Origin of the sequence: Haloactinopolyspora alba, assembly GCF_003014555.1 — a bacterium.
GTDB lineage: Bacteria > Actinomycetota > Actinomycetes > Jiangellales > Jiangellaceae > Haloactinopolyspora > Haloactinopolyspora alba.
Window position 1 is genome coordinate 19,299 of the sequence record NZ_PYGE01000011.1, and the last position, 15,344, is coordinate 34,642.

General features: G+C 70.5%; 16 protein-coding genes. 8 read left to right on the forward strand and 8 right to left on the reverse strand.

Annotated elements, in window-relative coordinates; all coding sequences use genetic code 11:
* Position 1: 1 nt before the first annotated feature.
* Together CLV30_RS27575 and CLV30_RS15240 are read right to left on the reverse strand one after the other, a co-directional pair.
* Positions 2–1,627, reverse strand: coding sequence for a helix-turn-helix transcriptional regulator (locus tag CLV30_RS27575; RefSeq protein ID WP_106538087.1), 1,626 nt, complete (start codon positions 1,625–1,627; stop codon positions 2–4).
* A 52-nt stretch (positions 1,628–1,679) separates the two neighbouring features.
* Positions 1,680–2,789: a flavin-containing monooxygenase gene (locus tag CLV30_RS15240; protein ID WP_106538088.1), complete on the reverse strand. Its 1,110-nt coding sequence runs from the start codon at positions 2,787–2,789 to the stop codon at positions 1,680–1,682.
* 193 nt (positions 2,790–2,982) lie between these two features.
* Here CLV30_RS15240 and CLV30_RS15245 point away from each other — a divergent pair, with 193 nt between their 5' ends.
* From CLV30_RS15245 to CLV30_RS15260, 4 genes are all read left to right on the forward strand, one after another.
* Complete coding sequence (locus CLV30_RS15245; protein ID WP_106538089.1) at positions 2,983–3,423, forward strand: VOC family protein; 441 nt, start codon at positions 2,983–2,985, stop codon at positions 3,421–3,423.
* 78 nt (positions 3,424–3,501) lie between these two features.
* Positions 3,502–3,999 carry a pyridoxamine 5'-phosphate oxidase family protein gene (locus CLV30_RS15250; RefSeq protein WP_106538090.1) on the forward strand — a complete coding sequence of 166 codons (498 nt, stop codon included), beginning with the start codon at positions 3,502–3,504 and terminating at the stop codon, positions 3,997–3,999.
* 40 nt (positions 4,000–4,039) lie between these two features.
* A complete protein-coding gene (locus CLV30_RS15255) occupies positions 4,040–4,450 on the forward strand; it encodes a YciI family protein (protein ID WP_106538212.1) in 411 nt (136 codons plus the stop codon).
* 5 nt (positions 4,451–4,455) lie between these two features.
* Entirely contained in the window at positions 4,456–5,613 is a 1,158-nt protein-coding gene (locus CLV30_RS15260; protein ID WP_106538211.1) for an RNA polymerase sigma factor, read from the forward strand.
* A gap of 35 nt (positions 5,614–5,648) precedes the next feature.
* Here the strand turns inward: CLV30_RS15260 and CLV30_RS15265 are convergent, their stop codons facing one another.
* A complete protein-coding gene (locus CLV30_RS15265; RefSeq protein ID WP_106538091.1) occupies positions 5,649–6,128 on the reverse strand; it encodes a phosphatase domain-containing protein in 480 nt (159 codons plus the stop codon).
* The gene (locus tag CLV30_RS15270) at positions 6,125–6,940 is read right to left on the reverse strand and encodes a polysaccharide deacetylase family protein (protein ID WP_106538092.1); all 816 of its coding nucleotides are present in this window, start codon (positions 6,938–6,940) and stop codon (positions 6,125–6,127) included. The genes CLV30_RS15265 and CLV30_RS15270 overlap by 4 nt, the downstream gene beginning before the upstream one ends.
* Positions 6,941–7,223: 283 nt before the next feature.
* Here CLV30_RS15270 and CLV30_RS15275 point away from each other — a divergent pair, with 283 nt between their 5' ends.
* Positions 7,224–8,045, forward strand: coding sequence for a helix-turn-helix domain-containing protein (locus tag CLV30_RS15275; protein WP_106538213.1), 822 nt, complete (start codon positions 7,224–7,226; stop codon positions 8,043–8,045).
* Between the two features lie 72 nt (positions 8,046–8,117).
* Positions 8,118–8,699: a dihydrofolate reductase family protein gene (locus tag CLV30_RS15280; RefSeq protein WP_106538093.1), complete on the forward strand. Its 582-nt coding sequence runs from the start codon at positions 8,118–8,120 to the stop codon at positions 8,697–8,699.
* A gap of 124 nt (positions 8,700–8,823) precedes the next feature.
* Here the strand turns inward: CLV30_RS15280 and CLV30_RS15285 are convergent, their stop codons facing one another.
* The 4 genes from CLV30_RS15285 to CLV30_RS15300 form a co-directional block, all read right to left on the reverse strand.
* Entirely contained in the window at positions 8,824–10,500 is a 1,677-nt protein-coding gene (locus tag CLV30_RS15285; RefSeq protein ID WP_106538094.1) for a substrate-binding and VWA domain-containing protein, read from the reverse strand.
* A gap of 146 nt (positions 10,501–10,646) precedes the next feature.
* Positions 10,647–10,847 (reverse strand): DUF1918 domain-containing protein, encoded by a 201-nt coding sequence (locus tag CLV30_RS15290; RefSeq protein ID WP_106538214.1) that lies wholly within the window; start codon positions 10,845–10,847, stop codon positions 10,647–10,649.
* A gap of 89 nt (positions 10,848–10,936) precedes the next feature.
* Positions 10,937–11,803, reverse strand: coding sequence for an ABC transporter permease (locus tag CLV30_RS15295; RefSeq protein ID WP_205740966.1), 867 nt, complete (start codon positions 11,801–11,803; stop codon positions 10,937–10,939).
* Positions 11,800–12,765: an ATP-binding cassette domain-containing protein gene (locus CLV30_RS15300; protein ID WP_205740967.1), complete on the reverse strand. Its 966-nt coding sequence runs from the start codon at positions 12,763–12,765 to the stop codon at positions 11,800–11,802. Before CLV30_RS15300 ends, CLV30_RS15295 begins: the two co-directional genes overlap by 4 nt.
* A 102-nt stretch (positions 12,766–12,867) precedes the next feature.
* On the opposite strand from CLV30_RS15300, the gene CLV30_RS15305 reads away from it, so the two are divergent.
* Positions 12,868–13,671 carry a TetR/AcrR family transcriptional regulator gene (locus CLV30_RS15305; RefSeq protein ID WP_165358686.1) on the forward strand — a complete coding sequence of 268 codons (804 nt, stop codon included), beginning with the start codon at positions 12,868–12,870 and terminating at the stop codon, positions 13,669–13,671.
* Between the two features lie 149 nt (positions 13,672–13,820).
* Positions 13,821–15,260, forward strand: coding sequence for an NADP-dependent phosphogluconate dehydrogenase (gene gndA, locus CLV30_RS15310; protein ID WP_106538096.1), 1,440 nt, complete (start codon positions 13,821–13,823; stop codon positions 15,258–15,260).
* Positions 15,261–15,344: the final 84 nt, after the last annotated feature.

Below are 15,344 nucleotides of genomic sequence, written 5' to 3' on the forward strand. Positions count from 1 at the left end.
GTCAGACCAGGCGGTGCTGGTAGGCGAAGGCCGCCGCGGCTGTCCTGGAGCCGACGTCGAGTTTGGCGAAGATGTTGGACACGTGCCGGGCCACGGTCTTCTCGGACAGAATCAGCTCGGCTGCGATCTCGGGGTTGCTTCGGCCCGCTGCCACCAGTCGCAGTACCTCCACCTCGCGAGGACTGAGTCCGCCTGGCGCCGCCTGGCCGAGGAGCTCGGCCACCTCCCGCTCGGCCGGCGCGGCGCCGAGGTCTACGAACGTTCGTCGCGCCGCGGCGAGATCGCCCACCGCGGACGCCTCGTCACCCATAAGTCGCAGAGCCGTCCCGAGCAGCGCCCGGCAGCGGGCCGCCTCGTACGGCGCCTCCAGCCGGGTCCACCCGTCGAGCCCGGCCCGCGCCGGGGCAAGCGCTGCGGCGCCGTCACCCTGGGCGAGCGCTACCCGGGCCGAAGCGCCGCCAGCGGCGGCGAGCAACGCTGAGCACCCGAACGAACGCGCCAGCTCGGCCAGCTCCTGCACGGCCGCCGCGCCCGCCTCGACGTCACCGGCCGCCACAAACACCTCGACCACCGCAGGCTGCAGACCGGACCGGTGGACCGGGTCCGCGACCTCCGCGAGCAGCCTGTGGGAGGTCACCGCCGCCTGCTCGACCCGGCCCTGACCCAGCCAGAGCAGGGCCCGGCCGGGCTGCGCCGGGTGGCCATGCGCGGCTGCCTTTTCGTACGCCGCGTCGGCCGCGTCGTACTCGCCGCGGAGCCGGTGGGTCTCCCCGCGCTCGTAGCAGGCCAGCGCAACCGCCGGGTGGCCGCCGGCGGCGGCGTATCTGGCGGCCGCCCGGTCGAGCTCGGCCAGTGCCTCGGTGTACGCGCCGTGCAGCCGCATCAGCTGACCGCGGTGCACGGCGCACTGACCGGTAAATGCCACCAAGCCGGGCTGGGACTCACACCAGGTGCTGAGAGCGTGCGTCCACTCACCGGCCCGACCGAGATCCGAGACCTCCTGGCAGGCCTCGATTGCCGAGCAGTACACCAGGCCGGAATACACGGGCGAGACCTCGCCGCCGAGCACTCCCACCATTGCCTCATCGAGCAACCGCAGCCCGTAGGCCACCCGCCCGGAGTAGATCGCGAGCCGTCCCTCGAAGGCCAACCCCACGGCAAGCAGGTCCGGGTCGTGGAACCGTCGCCCGTAGTCGGTGACCTGCGGTGCGCGGTCCACGGCCTTCGTGAGCTCGCCCTTGACGATCAGTTCGAGCTGCTGCAATTGGAGCAGGTAGCCGCGCTCGACCACATCACCCTCGACCGCATCCAGCAGCCGTTGCGCCCGAGCCACCCATCCGCCCCCGATGGCAACCTCGCCGCCCTCGAAGAGCACCGTGGCGAGCCAGAGCGCGGAGCGAACCGCAGCGAACACCTTTCCCTGGTCAACGTTGGCCTGGTAGGCCCTCTCCGTCGCCTGGATGCAGTCGTTGCGCCGCCCGAGAAGGTACGCCGTGGTGGCCAGCGCGGTGAAGTCGCCAGCGGCAAGCCCGGACTCGTCCAGGTCCGACAGCGTCCGGTACGCCGAGACCCACTCGCGCCGCTCATAGGCATCCCGGGCCCGGCGCAGCTCGTCGACCATGCCCATCGCGCATCATCCCCACTGCTGACGATAGTGGCTGCGGATCGCGGGGATGGGTTCAGGCCGCGGCCCGGTACCGGTTGCGGTTGCGGTCCGCGATCCTGCCGGCAACGTAAGCCGCGTCCCGGCCGATCCCGGGCAGCACCATCGAGCTGAACGAGTATTGGAATACCAGCCCGCAGAAGAAGAGCCCGGGTGCCTCCTGGACGGCTCCGCGGTACTCGTGTGGCCAGCCCTGCTCGTCGAAGACCGGCAAGTCGATCCACTCGAAGTGATGCTCGAAGCCCGTGCACCAGATGACTGTCGTGACGTCCGCGACGGTGCCGTCGGCCAGCACGGGCTTCCCGTCCTCCGACACCCCGGTCACGCGCTGCTCCAGCCACCGCACGCCGCGCTCGGCCAGGTGAGGTCGCTTGATCCGCGCCATCGGGGCTCCATGGTGCGGACCGCGCACATAACGCATCACCTTGCGTCCCAGCGGGGTGCGGCGCGTCAGCGCATGCCTCGCGGCCAGCACCAGCAGCGGCATGAAGATCCGATCCGCCCCCGATCCGGGCGTGAACGGCTCCTTCCCGGTGTAGCGGCCGCACAGCGTCACCGGCCGATCCTCGGCAAGCTCGTAGGCGATCTCACAGCCACTGTGCGACGCTCCGACCACGAGCGTTGGTCCATTGTTGAGCTGGGACGGGCGCCGGTACTCGGTGGAGTGCAGCTGCCGGATGGACGGTGCCAGGTCCCGCGCGAATCCGGGCACGTGCGGCGTGCGGCCCCGGGTGCCGGTGGCCACCACCACGTTGTCGCTCGTCATCGACCCGGCACCCAGCTGCGCCGTGAAGCCGCCTTCCCGCCGCGCCTCGATCCGGTCGACCCGGGTCTGCAGTCGCACCGGCAGGTCCATCTCGAGGGCATAGGCCTCTAGATAGTCGGCCACGTCATCCTTGCCGGGCAACGACCACCGATCACCAGGGAACGGCATGCCCGGCAGCCCGTCGTACTTGGCCGGCGTGAACAACTGGAGCGAGTCCCAATGGCAGCGCCAGTTGTCGCCGACCCGCCGGTTGCCGTCCAGGATGAGGAACGGCCGGTCGAGCCGCGCGAGGTGGTGGCCGGTGGCGAGGCCGGCCTGTCCGGCCCCGATGATGAGGGTTTCGATGTGCTGGATGGTCATGGCACACCTCCTTCAGGTAATCAAGACGCTAGGAACGCGCCGCCCAGGGCGCATCGGGCTGGATACCCACTGCGTGCCAACCCGGATGGGTAGACCGAACCACCGAGCTCCGGATGTCGAGAATGTGGTGCCGGCGCCGTCCCAGGGACACCAGCGGCCACGACGGGCCGCGCGACGAAGGAGGAGAGCCCTCGTGACGATTCAACGGATGGACAACGTCGGCATTGTCGTCGACGACCTCGAGGCTGCTGCTGCGTTCTTCGTAGAACTCGGCATGGAGCTGGAGGGCAAGGCGCAGATCGAAGGCCCTTGGGCGGACCGGACCGTCGGACTCGATGGCGTCCGCTGCGACATCACGATGATGCGGACCCCGGACGGCCACGGCCGGCTCGAGCTGGCGAAATACCTCACGCCAGCGGCGATCGGCGCCGGAGAGCGCAACCCGCCGCACAACACGCTGGGCATGCATCGCGTCATGTTCGCCGTCGACGACATTGAGGACGTCGTTGCCCGCCTGCGCACTCACGGCGCGCAACTCGTCGGTGAGGTGGCGCAGTACGAGGACAGCTACCGGCTCTGCTACGTCCGCGGCCCCGAGGGAATCATCGTCGCCCTGGCCGAGCAGCTGAGCTGACGGCCCGTCGCGGCCGACCTGCGACCAACCAGAACGATCCGCTTGGATGGACCGTTGACGACAACGGAAGGAACTGCCGTGCAACCGAACGAGATCACCGAGGTTCTGAACCGACCGATCAGCCGAGAACTGTTGGCGCGGGACCTGACCCGCTTGGCCTACGTCGCCGGGGACGGCACACCGCGCAATGTCCCGATCGGGTTCGTCTGGAACGGATCGCAGATCGTCATGTGCACCACGACGAACGCGCCCAAGCTCCCGGCCCTGCGCCAGAACCCGGCGGTTGCCCTGACAATCGACACCGAGGTGCACCCACCCCAGATCCTGCTCATCCGTGGACGCGCCGAGCTGGACGTGGTCGACGGCATCCCGGACGAGTACTTCGAGGCCAGCGGCACCTACCGGATGACACCTGAGCAGCGGGTCGCGTGGGAGGCCGAGGTGCGTTCGCTATACGACGGCATGGTCCGGATCGTCGTGACCCCGACCTGGGCGAAACTGATCGACTTCGAGACGACTCTGCCGAGCGCGGTCGAGGAACTGGTCCGGCAGCGGGACGAGCGTCAGCGCGCCTGAAACCACGGCCACGATGGGCCGTACCGCAACGAAGGAGAACATGATGGCCAAGTATCTGCTGCTCAAGCACTACCGGGGCGCGCCCGCACCGGTCAACGACGTGCCGATGGACCAGTGGACGCCGGAGGAGATCTCGGCCCACGTGCAGTACATGCAGGACTTCGCCGCCCGGCTCGAAGGCACTGGCGAGTTCGTCGACAGTCAGGCACTCTCTCCGGAAGGCACGTTCGTCCGCTACGACGGCGAGGGGAAGCCGCCGGTCACGGACGGCCCGTTCGCGGAGACCAAGGATCTGATCGCCGGCTGGATGGTGATCGACGTCGAGACCTACGAGCGGGCGCTCGAGCTCGCCGGTGAGCTGTCCGCGGCGCCGGGCGCGGGCGGGAAGGCGATCCACGAGTGGCTCGAGGTGCGCCCGTTCATGGGCGAACCCGAGACCATCACCGAGTGACGCACGTGGACGAGGCACTGCTGCGGTCCCTCACGCCCGCTGTGATCGGCACCCTCGTCCGTCGCGGAGCCGACTTCGCGGCGGCCGAGGACGCCGTTCAGGAGGCCCTGGTCGAGGCGGTGCGGGTGTGGCCGGACGAGCCACCGCGCGACACCAAGGGGTGGCTGACCACGGTGGCCTGGCGCAAGTTCCTCGACGCCGTCCGTGCCGACACGTCCCGGCGGCAGCGCGAGGAACGCGTCGATGCCGAGCCCGCGCCCGGCCAGGGCGAGGCGGTGGACGACACGCTCCAGATGTACTTCCTGTGCGCGCACCCGTCGCTGACACCGGCCTCGGCCGTCGCGCTCACGCTGCGGGCGGTCGGCGGCCTGACGACGCGCCAGATCGCGCAGGCCCACCTCGTGCCGGAGGCGACCATGGCCCAGCGCATCAGCAGGGCCAAGCGGACCGTCTCGTCGGTTCGATTCGACCAGCCCGGTGACGTCGCCACCGTGTTGCGGGTGCTCTACCTGATCTTCAACGAGGGGTACTCCGGCGACGTCGACCTCGCCGCCGAGGCGGTCCGGCTCACCCGTCAGCTGGCAGGCAGGATCGACCACGAGGAGGTCGCGGGCCTGCTCGCGTTGATGCTGCTGCACCACGCGCGGCGCCCGGCACGCACCGCACCCGACGGCCGGCTCGTCCCTCTCGCCGAGCAGGACCGCAGCCTGTGGAACACCCGCCTGATCGCCGAGGGTGTCGACGTGCTCCAGGCCGCCCTCGGCCGCGACCGGCTGGGCGAGTTCCAGGCCCAGGCCGCCGTCGCCGCGCTGCACGCCGACGCCCCGACAGCCGACGAGACCGACTGGGTGCAGATCGTCGGGTGGTACGACGAGCTGGTGCGCCTCACCGACAGCCCGGTGGTGCGCCTGAACCGCGCCGTCGCGGTCGGTGAGGCCGACGGCCCACGGGCCGGCCTGACCGCCCTGGGGGAGCTCGACCCCGCCCTGCCGCGTCATGCCGCCGTCGCGGCGTACCTGCACGAGCGTGACGGCGACGCGGTCACCGCGGCGCGTCTGTACGCCGAAGCCGCCCGGTCGGCGCCGAACCTGCCCGAACGCGACCACCTGACGCGGCGGGCGGCACGGCTCAACGCGCAGCTACGCGAGACCGACGATTCGTAGTCCGGATTCCTTCGTCGCCCGGATTCGGGTGTGCGTCAGGTGCGGCCGTGGCGTTCCTGCGCGGCGTACAGGACCGGCGTCCGGCTTCCCCAGTCCACCTGCCGGACCTCGAAACCGGCTTCCCGCGCCGCCGTGCACACAGCGGGGTCGTCGTCGACGAGCAGCGCCACGGAGCGCTGCGCGGCGAGGCGCTTCAACACACCGATCTTGAACAGCCGTGCCGGCCGGCGGTCGTCGTCGGGACGCAGCATCACTCGGCCGGTCGGCGCCTTGTGCGTGGCCAGCCAGGACTGCGTCACCGCGCGGGTGCGCTCCGGGCGGCCGCTCAGGTAGACGATGGTGTGATCCGCGGCGAGCTGCGCGGCCATGTCCAGGCCCTCGGTGTACGGCGGGTCCGAACCCATGCTGGCGAAGAACCCGGCCCAGTTCTTCGGCCGCCCACGCAGGTGGTGGATGCGGTGCTCGACGTCGGCCAACACGCCGTCGATGTCGATGACGGCCAGCGGTGGCGTCATGCGCCCTCACCCGGGAGCTCGTAGCGGTAACCGGCCGTGTCGAGACCGTCGAGAATCCGCTCGAGCGCCGCCACCGTCTGGGAACGATCACCGCCTCCGTCATGCAACAAGACGATCGCTCCCGGCCGAACCTCACTCAGCACGTCCTGAACAATAGACGCCGTACCCGGTTGCGACCAGTCCCGGGGGTCGACGGTCCAGTCGAGCGGCCGGTGTCCGGTGCTGTCGAGCACGGAAACGATCCGCGGTTGCACGTACGTGTTGGGCTGGCGGAAGTACGGGACCTCGACGTCACGGCCGACGGCCGCCGTGATCGCGGCGTTGGTCTCGCTGATCTCGGACTCGACCGCAGCCTGATCGCGCCGGCCGAGTTCGTCGTCGTGGCTGAACGTGTGGTTGCACAGCGCGTGTCCCTCGGCGACCGTGCGCCGGACCAGCTCGGGGTGCGCCCGCACCCGTTCGCCCACGACGCAGAACACCGCAGTCGCGTCGTGCTCGGCCAGTATGTCCAGGATCTGCGGGGTGTAGGTCGGATGCGGGCCGTCGTCGAACGTGAGGGTCAACGCGTAGTCGCTGTTCGGGTTGCCCGTCGTGCCCGAGCCGCCGTCCTCCGGCGCGCCGTCGCCGGAACCACCGGCATCACCCGCACCGGCGCCGTCGGCGCGCGCCGGGGGAGTCGCCTCGCCGGCCCCGGCTTCCGGCCCGGCGGCGGTGCCCTGCTCGCGCTGGTCGACGGTGCGGTCGGCCGCGGCGAAGCCCATGCCGAGCAGGACACCGATGAGAATGCATGCAGGCCAGGACAGGTTGTTCATCGCCGCGTCCCGGCCGTCTCGTCGCGCGCACTCACCGAATCATGATCATATGGTCAGTTGACAGGCCGTGGAAGGCGCGCCGCGACACGAGAACCGAAGAAGCTGACGTTCCGGAACCCGCCGGATGTCGCCCACCGGCCCGTCTCCCACGCACATGTCCGCGGCCGGGCGCTCGTCCGGGATCGCCGCCGGCACGATGCCGGCGGCAGCGTTGCTGGACCATCCCGGCGCGCGGTGCCGGCGGGGCGTCGGTGATGCTGTGGGCATGGAGTACGTGTCCAGAGTGCCGCGACCGCCGCTGGACGGGCTGATCGACGACCTTTACTACTTGGAGGGTGCGGCGCCGTACGCCCGGCTGATGCTGCCGCCGATGCCGGCGGCGTTGCTCATCGTCAACCTCGGGGCGCCGTTCCGCATCCGCGCCGGCACCGACATCGAGACGGCCGAGTACGCCGACGGCTGCGTCGTCACCATGCCCACCCGCGCGTTGGAGTTCGGCTACCCACTCCGGACCCGGTCCGTCGGCGTGCACTTCAAGCCGTGGGGCCTGGCGCCGTTCCTGCCGATGCCCGCGGCCGAGCTGCGTGATCGGCCGGTGACGGTAGAGCAGGTTTGGGGCCGGCCCGCCATTGCTGAACTGCGAGACCGGCTGACCACGGCGGACGGACCGCACGAGATGCTGACGCTGCTCGAGGAGGAGCTGATGCGACGGCTGTGCGAGACCGCCGGCCTGGGGCTGGTCCGCCATACGAGCAGCGTCGTCGCGGCGAGCAGAGGGGCGGTGGCGATCGGCGACCTGAGGGTGGCAGCCGGTGTCAGCAGCACTCATCTGGCGCAGCGGTTCAAGGAGCTCATCGGCGTCACGCCGAAGCGGCTGGCTCGCACCCACCGCTTCTTCGCCACCGTGTTCGCGATCAACTTCGCCGGACCGATCGACTGGGGCGACCTCGCCGGTGGCGGAGGCTACTTCGACCAGGCCCACTTCGGCCACGAGTTCCGGGAGTTCACCGGGCTCACGCCGACCCGGTACGTCGAAGTCCGGCGGCGGTTCCTGCGCGAACATCCCGGCCACGCCCTGGACAGCTGGCCGCTGCCGGCCGATTGATTTCTTACAAGAGCAACAGCTCACGACACGCTAATTTGAGGGCACCCCAAAGCAAAGGAAGAGGAGAGCCCCGTGGGCAAGGTGGTCATGTACAACGTGGTGTCGGTGGACGGCTTCGTCGCGGACGAGCACGACCGGCCCGGACCGCTGTTCGACTGGTACCTCAACGGTGAGGTCCCGTTGGACGAGAGTGGCGAGCTGAAGGTGTCGCAGACGTCCTACGACTACATCCGGCCGTACTGGGACCAGATCGGGGCGTCACTCTTCGGCCGCCACGTGTTCGACATGACGGGCGGCTGGGGCGGGAAGCCTCCGGGCGAGGTCGATCACGCGGTCATCGTGACGCACCGGCCGGCACCCGAGGGCTGGGACCCCGAGGCGCCGTTTCACTTCGTCGACGGCGTCGAGGCAGCCATGGCCAAGGCGCAGGAGCTTGCGGGTGACCGAGTGGTCAACGTCGCCGCCGGCGACGTCGGTGGTCAGGTGCTTGCCGCGGGCCTGGTCGACGAGGTGCGCATGGACGTCGTACCCGTGGTGTTCGGGTCCGGCAAACGCTACTTCGGGTCGGTCCACGCGCAGCACCTGTTGGACGATCCTGACGTGGTGATTCAGGGCAACCGGGTGCTTCACCTGCGCTATCAGGTGCGCCGTTGACCGATCTGAGCGACGGGTGAGCGGAATGCGCTGGTGGTAGTCGATGATCGCCGGGTTCGCCTTCAGTGCGGTCGCCTCTGCCGGGACGTCCTCCAGCTCGCCGAGCGGGCGCGCTGACGGCCGGTCAGCAGTTCGGACGGCACTGCCGCTCGATCATCGCCTGCGCGAACACCTGCTGGATCTCCCGCGGATCCCTGGCCTGGTAAGCGGTGGTCCCGGTGGCCTCAGAGATCTGGCGCAGCGCGTCCATGTCGGCCTCCGGCCCCATGCCGATGGTGATGACCGGCACCGGCTCCGCCGGGTCGAACTGTGCCGTCAGCGTCGTCAGCAGGGTCGCGAGGTCGATGCCGTCGGGGTCGTCCTCGTTCCGGCCGTCGGTGAGCAGCACCACCGAGTTCACCTTGCCCGGCTGGTAGCTCGACCGGACCTCCTGGAACGCGGCGAGCACGGTGTCGTACAGGCCGGTGCCGCCCTCGGCCCGGTCGGGCAGCGACTCCAGCGCGCCCACGAGGGTGTCGTAGCGGGTGGTCCCGTCGCCGACCTGCTCGTCGAGAGGGCCGACGTCGACGAGCTCGACATGGTCGCGCGGCGGGTCCTGCAGGATCGAGAACGCCCACAGGCCGACCGACGACGACTTGGGGAACAGCCGCACGGCTTCGAGAGCGGCGTCGCGCGTCAGTTCGATGCGGGTGCTGCCGTCGCCGACCTGTTCGAGCATGGACCCGGAGACGTCGATCACCGCCAGCATCCGCATGTCGAGTGTCAGCGCCGCCCACTGCCGGTCGAGCTCGGCGACGGCCGCCGGTTCCGGGTCCGGCAGCAACGTCGGCATGCCGGCCTGGATGCCCTCGACGATGCCCGACACCTCGGCGGCAGCGCCGTCCGGAGCGCGAAACCCGGCGTCCTTGATCGTCTCGAGGGCCCGGGAGCCTCCGAGGAACACCACGAAGTCCGACACGGCCGAACGCACGGTCTCGTCGGTCCCGCTCGCCTGCCCGCCCGGCGCCAGCGCGGGATAGTCGAAGGCGAGGGTGCCCTCGCTCGGGTAGAGCGCCACCACCGGACTCTGTGGCGCGTCCCGGTTGTGTGCGACGACGTCACGTTCGAGGGCCGTGAACGCGCCGATCGGGCCGCCGTCGGCCACCGTTTCGAAGGCGGTGTCGACGCTGGGAAGCACCGACTGCGAAGCCGCACTCATCATCTGCACCATCTCGGCGCGTTCCACCTGGTCACCGAGCGCGGTTCGGATCGCGACGAGGCTCGCCAGCCCTTCGGGCGTCGCCGCCGGATCGGCCAGCGCGCCTGATCCGCCGTCGAGCACGTCGCGCCACGACAGCTGCACTTCAGGCCATCCGAGCTCGGACGCCGCGGCTCGCGGCATCGCGACCACCAGCGGGGACAGCGCGACACTCGCGAGGCGTTCGACGTTGGCGGCGCCGCTGGAACGCGCGATCAACTCGCTGCCGGGCACCCACAGGTCGGGCGCATCGTCGGTGCCGAGCGTCGGCAGCACATCCGACGGTGCGGCGGCCGTCACGTCGATCTCGACACAGCGGTCGCCCGCCGCCGGCTGCGCCTCGGTGTAACCGTCGGCGAGCTCGGACAGGACGGGCTCGATACCCGGGTCGGCCGCCACCGTCACCGGCAGGGTCGAGTCACAGCCTCCGCTACCGGGCTCGACCACCGACACCACGCCCAACCCGGCCGCGCCGAGGGTCGCCACGGCGACCACCGCCAGGCCGAGGCGCTTCGGCCACGGCGAGGACGGCGACGCCCTGGCCGAGGCGTGTCGTCCTGGCATCGTCGGCGGCTCCGGGTATGTCGGGAATGTGCAGAATAACCGGGCCCGAACCGTTTCCGGTACCCCGGAAGCCGCTGATCATCCACGAAAAGGCGTTCTTCACCCGCGGCACGGCCCCGTTCCGGCCGTGCCGCCCCGCCCGGCAGTCACCGTCCGGAGGACGCTCCTGCCGGCTCGACGTGGGCGTCGGGGCCCGGGTACACGAGGCATTCGGCTCCGTCGGACCAGCGGACGAGGAACGGCGGCTCGCCGTGCGAACCGTGCGTCTCGATGACCTCGCCCTCGCGCCGGGGAGAGCCGACCTTCGCCCCTTCGACCACCAGATGGTCTCCGTCGTGTGCGCGCACGTCAGCCTCCTTCGTCACAGCGGTCGTCGTGGCGGACAAGTCGCACTCCCAGCGTCTCTCGATGCGGGCCCGACGGCAACAGCCTCTGCTCATCGGCTCAGCCGCTGATACCTCCGGACGGCCAGCGGCACGAAGACGGACAGCAGGAGCAGCGGCCACGCCACCGCCAGCAGGATCGCGTTGTCGGCCGCCCAGGAGTCGCCACCGAGGCCCGGGTTGCCGAACAGCTCGCGCGCGGCCGCCACCGTGGACGACAGCGGGTTCCACTGCGCGACCGCGCTCAGCCACCCGGGCATCAGTTCCGGCGCGACGAACACGTTGGAGAGCGCCGTGAGCGGGAACGCCGCCGGGAAGACGATGACGCTGACCGTGTCCGGGTTGGGCACGAGCATGCCGAGGAAGATTCCCGCCCAGGTGATCGCGGCCCGCAGCAGCAGGATCAGCGCGACCGCCAGGATCGCGTTGCCCACGCCGTCGTGCCACTGCCAGCCCACCAGCAGCCCGCAGACCAGCAGCGTCGCCATCTCGAGCAGCGCGCGGAACAGGTCGGCGAGGCTCCGGCCGGTCACCAGAGCCGACCGTGCCACCGGCATGGACCGGAACCGGTCGACCACGCCGCGCCCCACGTCCATGGCGATGCCGGTGGCCGTGGCGCCCAGGCCGTAGAGCATGGTCATGACGAACACGCCCGGCAGCAGGAACTCGCGGTAGGCGTCGCCCCCGTCTCCGCCGGGCACGGACATGCCGCTGCCGAACACGTAGCCGAACACCAGCACGAACATGATCGGCAGCGTGAAGTAGATGATCACTTCCTCGGGCGCGCGGACGACGTGCGCCATGTTCCGCTTGGTCATCACCCAGCCGTCCGCGACGGCCCAGCGCAGCCGAGCCGACGGGGTAGCGGCCGGTGCGGGGTGAGCGCGATGCCCGGGACGTACGGGCGCTTCGGTGGTCATGCGGGTACCTCCTGGTCGGTTCGGTGCCCGGTCAGGTACAGGAACGCCTCGTCCAGCGTGGGCCGGCGCACCCCGATGTCCTCGACGACGACACCGGCTTCGCGCAGCCGCTGGACCACCTCGCCGAGTGCGGTGACGCGCTCGCGCACGGACGCGCTGACGCGTCGCGTGTCCGGGTCGACATCGGCGGCGCTGGCGGCGACCGAGCCGACGACCTCCGCGGCCGCGGCAAGGTCGGCACCGTCGCGCACGACGACTTCGACCCGGTCGCCGCCGATCCTGGACTTCAGCTCGTCCGACGTGCCCTCGGCAACCACGCGCCCGGTGTCGATGACGGAGATCCGTTCGGCGAGATGGTCGGCCTCTTCGAGGTACTGGGTGGTGAGCAGCACGGTCGTCCCGTCGGCGACCAGCGCGCGCACGGCGTCCCACACACCGTTGCGGCTGCGCGGATCCAGGCCGGTCGTCGGCTCGTCGAGGAACAGCACGTCCGGCTGGAGAATCAGGCTGGCCGCGAGATCGAGCCGGCGGCGCATCCCGCCGGAGTACTGCGCGGCGGACTTTCCCGCGGCGTCGGTGAGATCGAACTGTTCCAGCAGCTCGTCCGCCCGCCGGCGCGCGTCGCGGATGCCGAGGTGGAACAGCTGCCCGAACATGACGAGGTTCTGCCGCCCGGACAGCACTTCGTCGACGGCCGCGTACTGGCCGGTCAGGCCGATGCGCGCGCGCACCTCGTCCGGCTGTTCCACCACGTCGAACCCGGCGACGTGTGCGCGGCCGGCGTCGAAGCGCAGCAGCGTCGCGAGCGCGCGCACCGTTGTGGTTTTACCTGCTCCATTGGGCCCGAGCAGCCCGTGCACCGTTCCCGCCGGCACGGACAGGTCGACTCCGGCCAACGCCTCGGCCGCGCCGTAGCGCTTGCGCAGGCCCTCGGCCAGCACGGCGATTCCGTCCGGTATCACTCAACACCTCCAAAACTGTGTACGCTATATACTCTGTATATGTTGTACACAGTTCTACGATGGGTGTCAACGAGCCAGACCACACCGTCAACAGGGGAGTGCATGGCAGCACGCGACGAGCGCCGCGATCCGCACCGCACGGTCGACCTGCTCTGGGGCGACGCGTCGGCGCCCGCCCGGGGGCCGAGACCGGCGCTGAGCCTGGACCAGATCATCTGGGCGGGGGTCGAGGTCGCCGACGCCGAAGGGCTGACCGCGGTCTCGATGCGGCGGGTGGCCGAGAAGCTCGGCTTCACCACGATGTCGCTCTACCGGTACGTCCCGAGCAAGGGCGACCTGCTGGACCTGATGGCCGACGCCGTGGTCGGCCCACCTCCGGCCGACGTCGTGGCTTGCGACGACTGGCGCCACGCGCTGGTGCACTGGGCGCGCAACACCATGCTGATGTACCGCGAACGGCCATGGGTGCTGGAGGTCCCGCTCAACGGGCCACCCATGGGACCCAACCACCTGCGGTGGATGGAGGCCGGCCTGTCGGCCATGACGGACAGCGGCATGGACCCCGGCGACATGATCGGCGCGCTCATGTTGCTCAGCGGCTACGTCCGCGGGCACGCGCAGCTGACGTCCTCGCTGTCGCAGGTCGAGTCGCGTACCGGCGTGTCCGTGGGCCAGTGGGACGCCGCCTACGCGCGGACCCTGGAACGCGCGGTCACCGACGGTCAGCACCCTGCCCTGGCGAAGGTCGTGCAGGCTGGGGTGTTCGACGAGCCCGACGCGCCGGAGTGGCTGGGTTACGACTTCGAGTTCGGACTCGCCCGCATCATCGACGGCATCGAGGTGCACGTCCGCGGGCGCGCGCCGGTCGCCGGGCAGTCGGACGAGTTGAGCGCAACGCTCGAGTGACGCCCGCGTGACACCCGGCAGGTGTGCACGGCCGCACCCCGACCGGGGATACTGGTGCTCGGCCGACCGGCGCCTCGACGCGGGCGCCCGTCGGCCGGTGACCGTGCCCCGACAAGTCCCGACCACCGCACACAGGAGATGAGCAGCAGATGGCTGGAACGGCACAGATCGGCGTCAGCGGACTGGCGGTCATGGGCCGCAACCTCGCCCGGAACTTCGCCCGGCACGGCTACACGGTCGCGCTGCACAACCGCTCCGCCGAGCGCACGCACGAACTGGTCGACCAGTTCGGCGACGAGGGGACGTTCGTGCCGGCGGAGTCCGCCGAGCAGTTCGTCGCCGCCCTCGAACGTCCGCGCCGCCTGGTCGTCATGGTCAAGGCCGGCGGGCCGACCGATGCCGTCATCGACCAGTTCGCCCCGCTGCTCGAGTCCGGCGACATGATCATCGATGGCGGCAACGCGCACTTCGCCGACACCCGCAGGCGTGAGGCCGCGCTGCGCGAGAAGGGCATCCATTTCGTCGGCACCGGCATCTCCGGGGGAGAGGAGGGCGCGCTCAACGGCCCCAGCATCATGCCCGGCGGCTCGCCCGAGTCCTACCAGGCGCTCGGTCCGCTGCTCGAGGACATCTCGGCCAAGGCCGCCGACGGATCTCCGTGCTGTGCCCACGTGGGCGCGGACGGCGCCGGGCACTTCGTGAAGATGGTGCACAACGGCATCGAGTACGCCGACATGCAGCTCATCGCCGAGGCCTACGACCTGCTGCGCCATGCCGCCGGGCTCGAGCCCGCCGCCATCGCCGACACGTTCCGCCGCTGGAACACCGGCCGCCTGGACTCCTACCTGGTCGAGATCACCGCCGAGGTGCTGGCGCACACCGACGCCGCCACCGGACGGCCGTTCGTCGACGTCGTCGCCGACGAAGCGGAGCAGAAGGGGACCGGGCGCTGGACGGTGCAGATCGCGCTGGAGCTGGGTGTGCCGGTCAGCGGGATCGCCGAGGCGGTGTTCGCCCGCTCCGTCTCCGGGCACACCGACCTGCGTGCCGTCGGAGGCCGGCTGTCGGGCCCGGGACGAGCAGCGCTCGGCGCCGACGAGGCCGCGGCCTTCGTCGACAAGATCGAACACGCACTCTACGCCTCCAAGGTCGTCTCGTACACGCAGGGTTTCCACCAGGTCCAGGCCGCCGGGGCCGAGTACGGCTGGACCCTCGACCTCGGCGCCGTCGCCGGCATCTGGCGCGGCGGCTGCATCATCCGTGCCGCGTTCCTCGACCGCATCACCGCCGCGTACGCCAAGGACCCGCAACTGCCGAGCCTGCTGGCCGACGACGGGTTCGCTGCCGAGATCGCCGAGGCCCAGGACGCGTGGCGCGACGTCGTCGCCACCGCCGTGCGGCTCGGCGTCCCGGTGCCGGGCTTCTCGACGGCGCTGGCCTACTACGACGCGCTGCGCGCCGAGCGCCTGCCCGCCGCACTGACCCAGGGGCAGCGCGACTTCTTCGGCGCGCACACCTACCGGCGCGTCGACCGCGACGGCGTCTTCCACACCCTCTGGTCCGAGGACCGCACCGAAGAACAGCAGTAAATGACCACGTTCACCATGGAATTCCCTGCGTCACCACCCCTGCAAGCCTGGTGACGCGTGCACACGCCTGGTGGTGGACGGGCT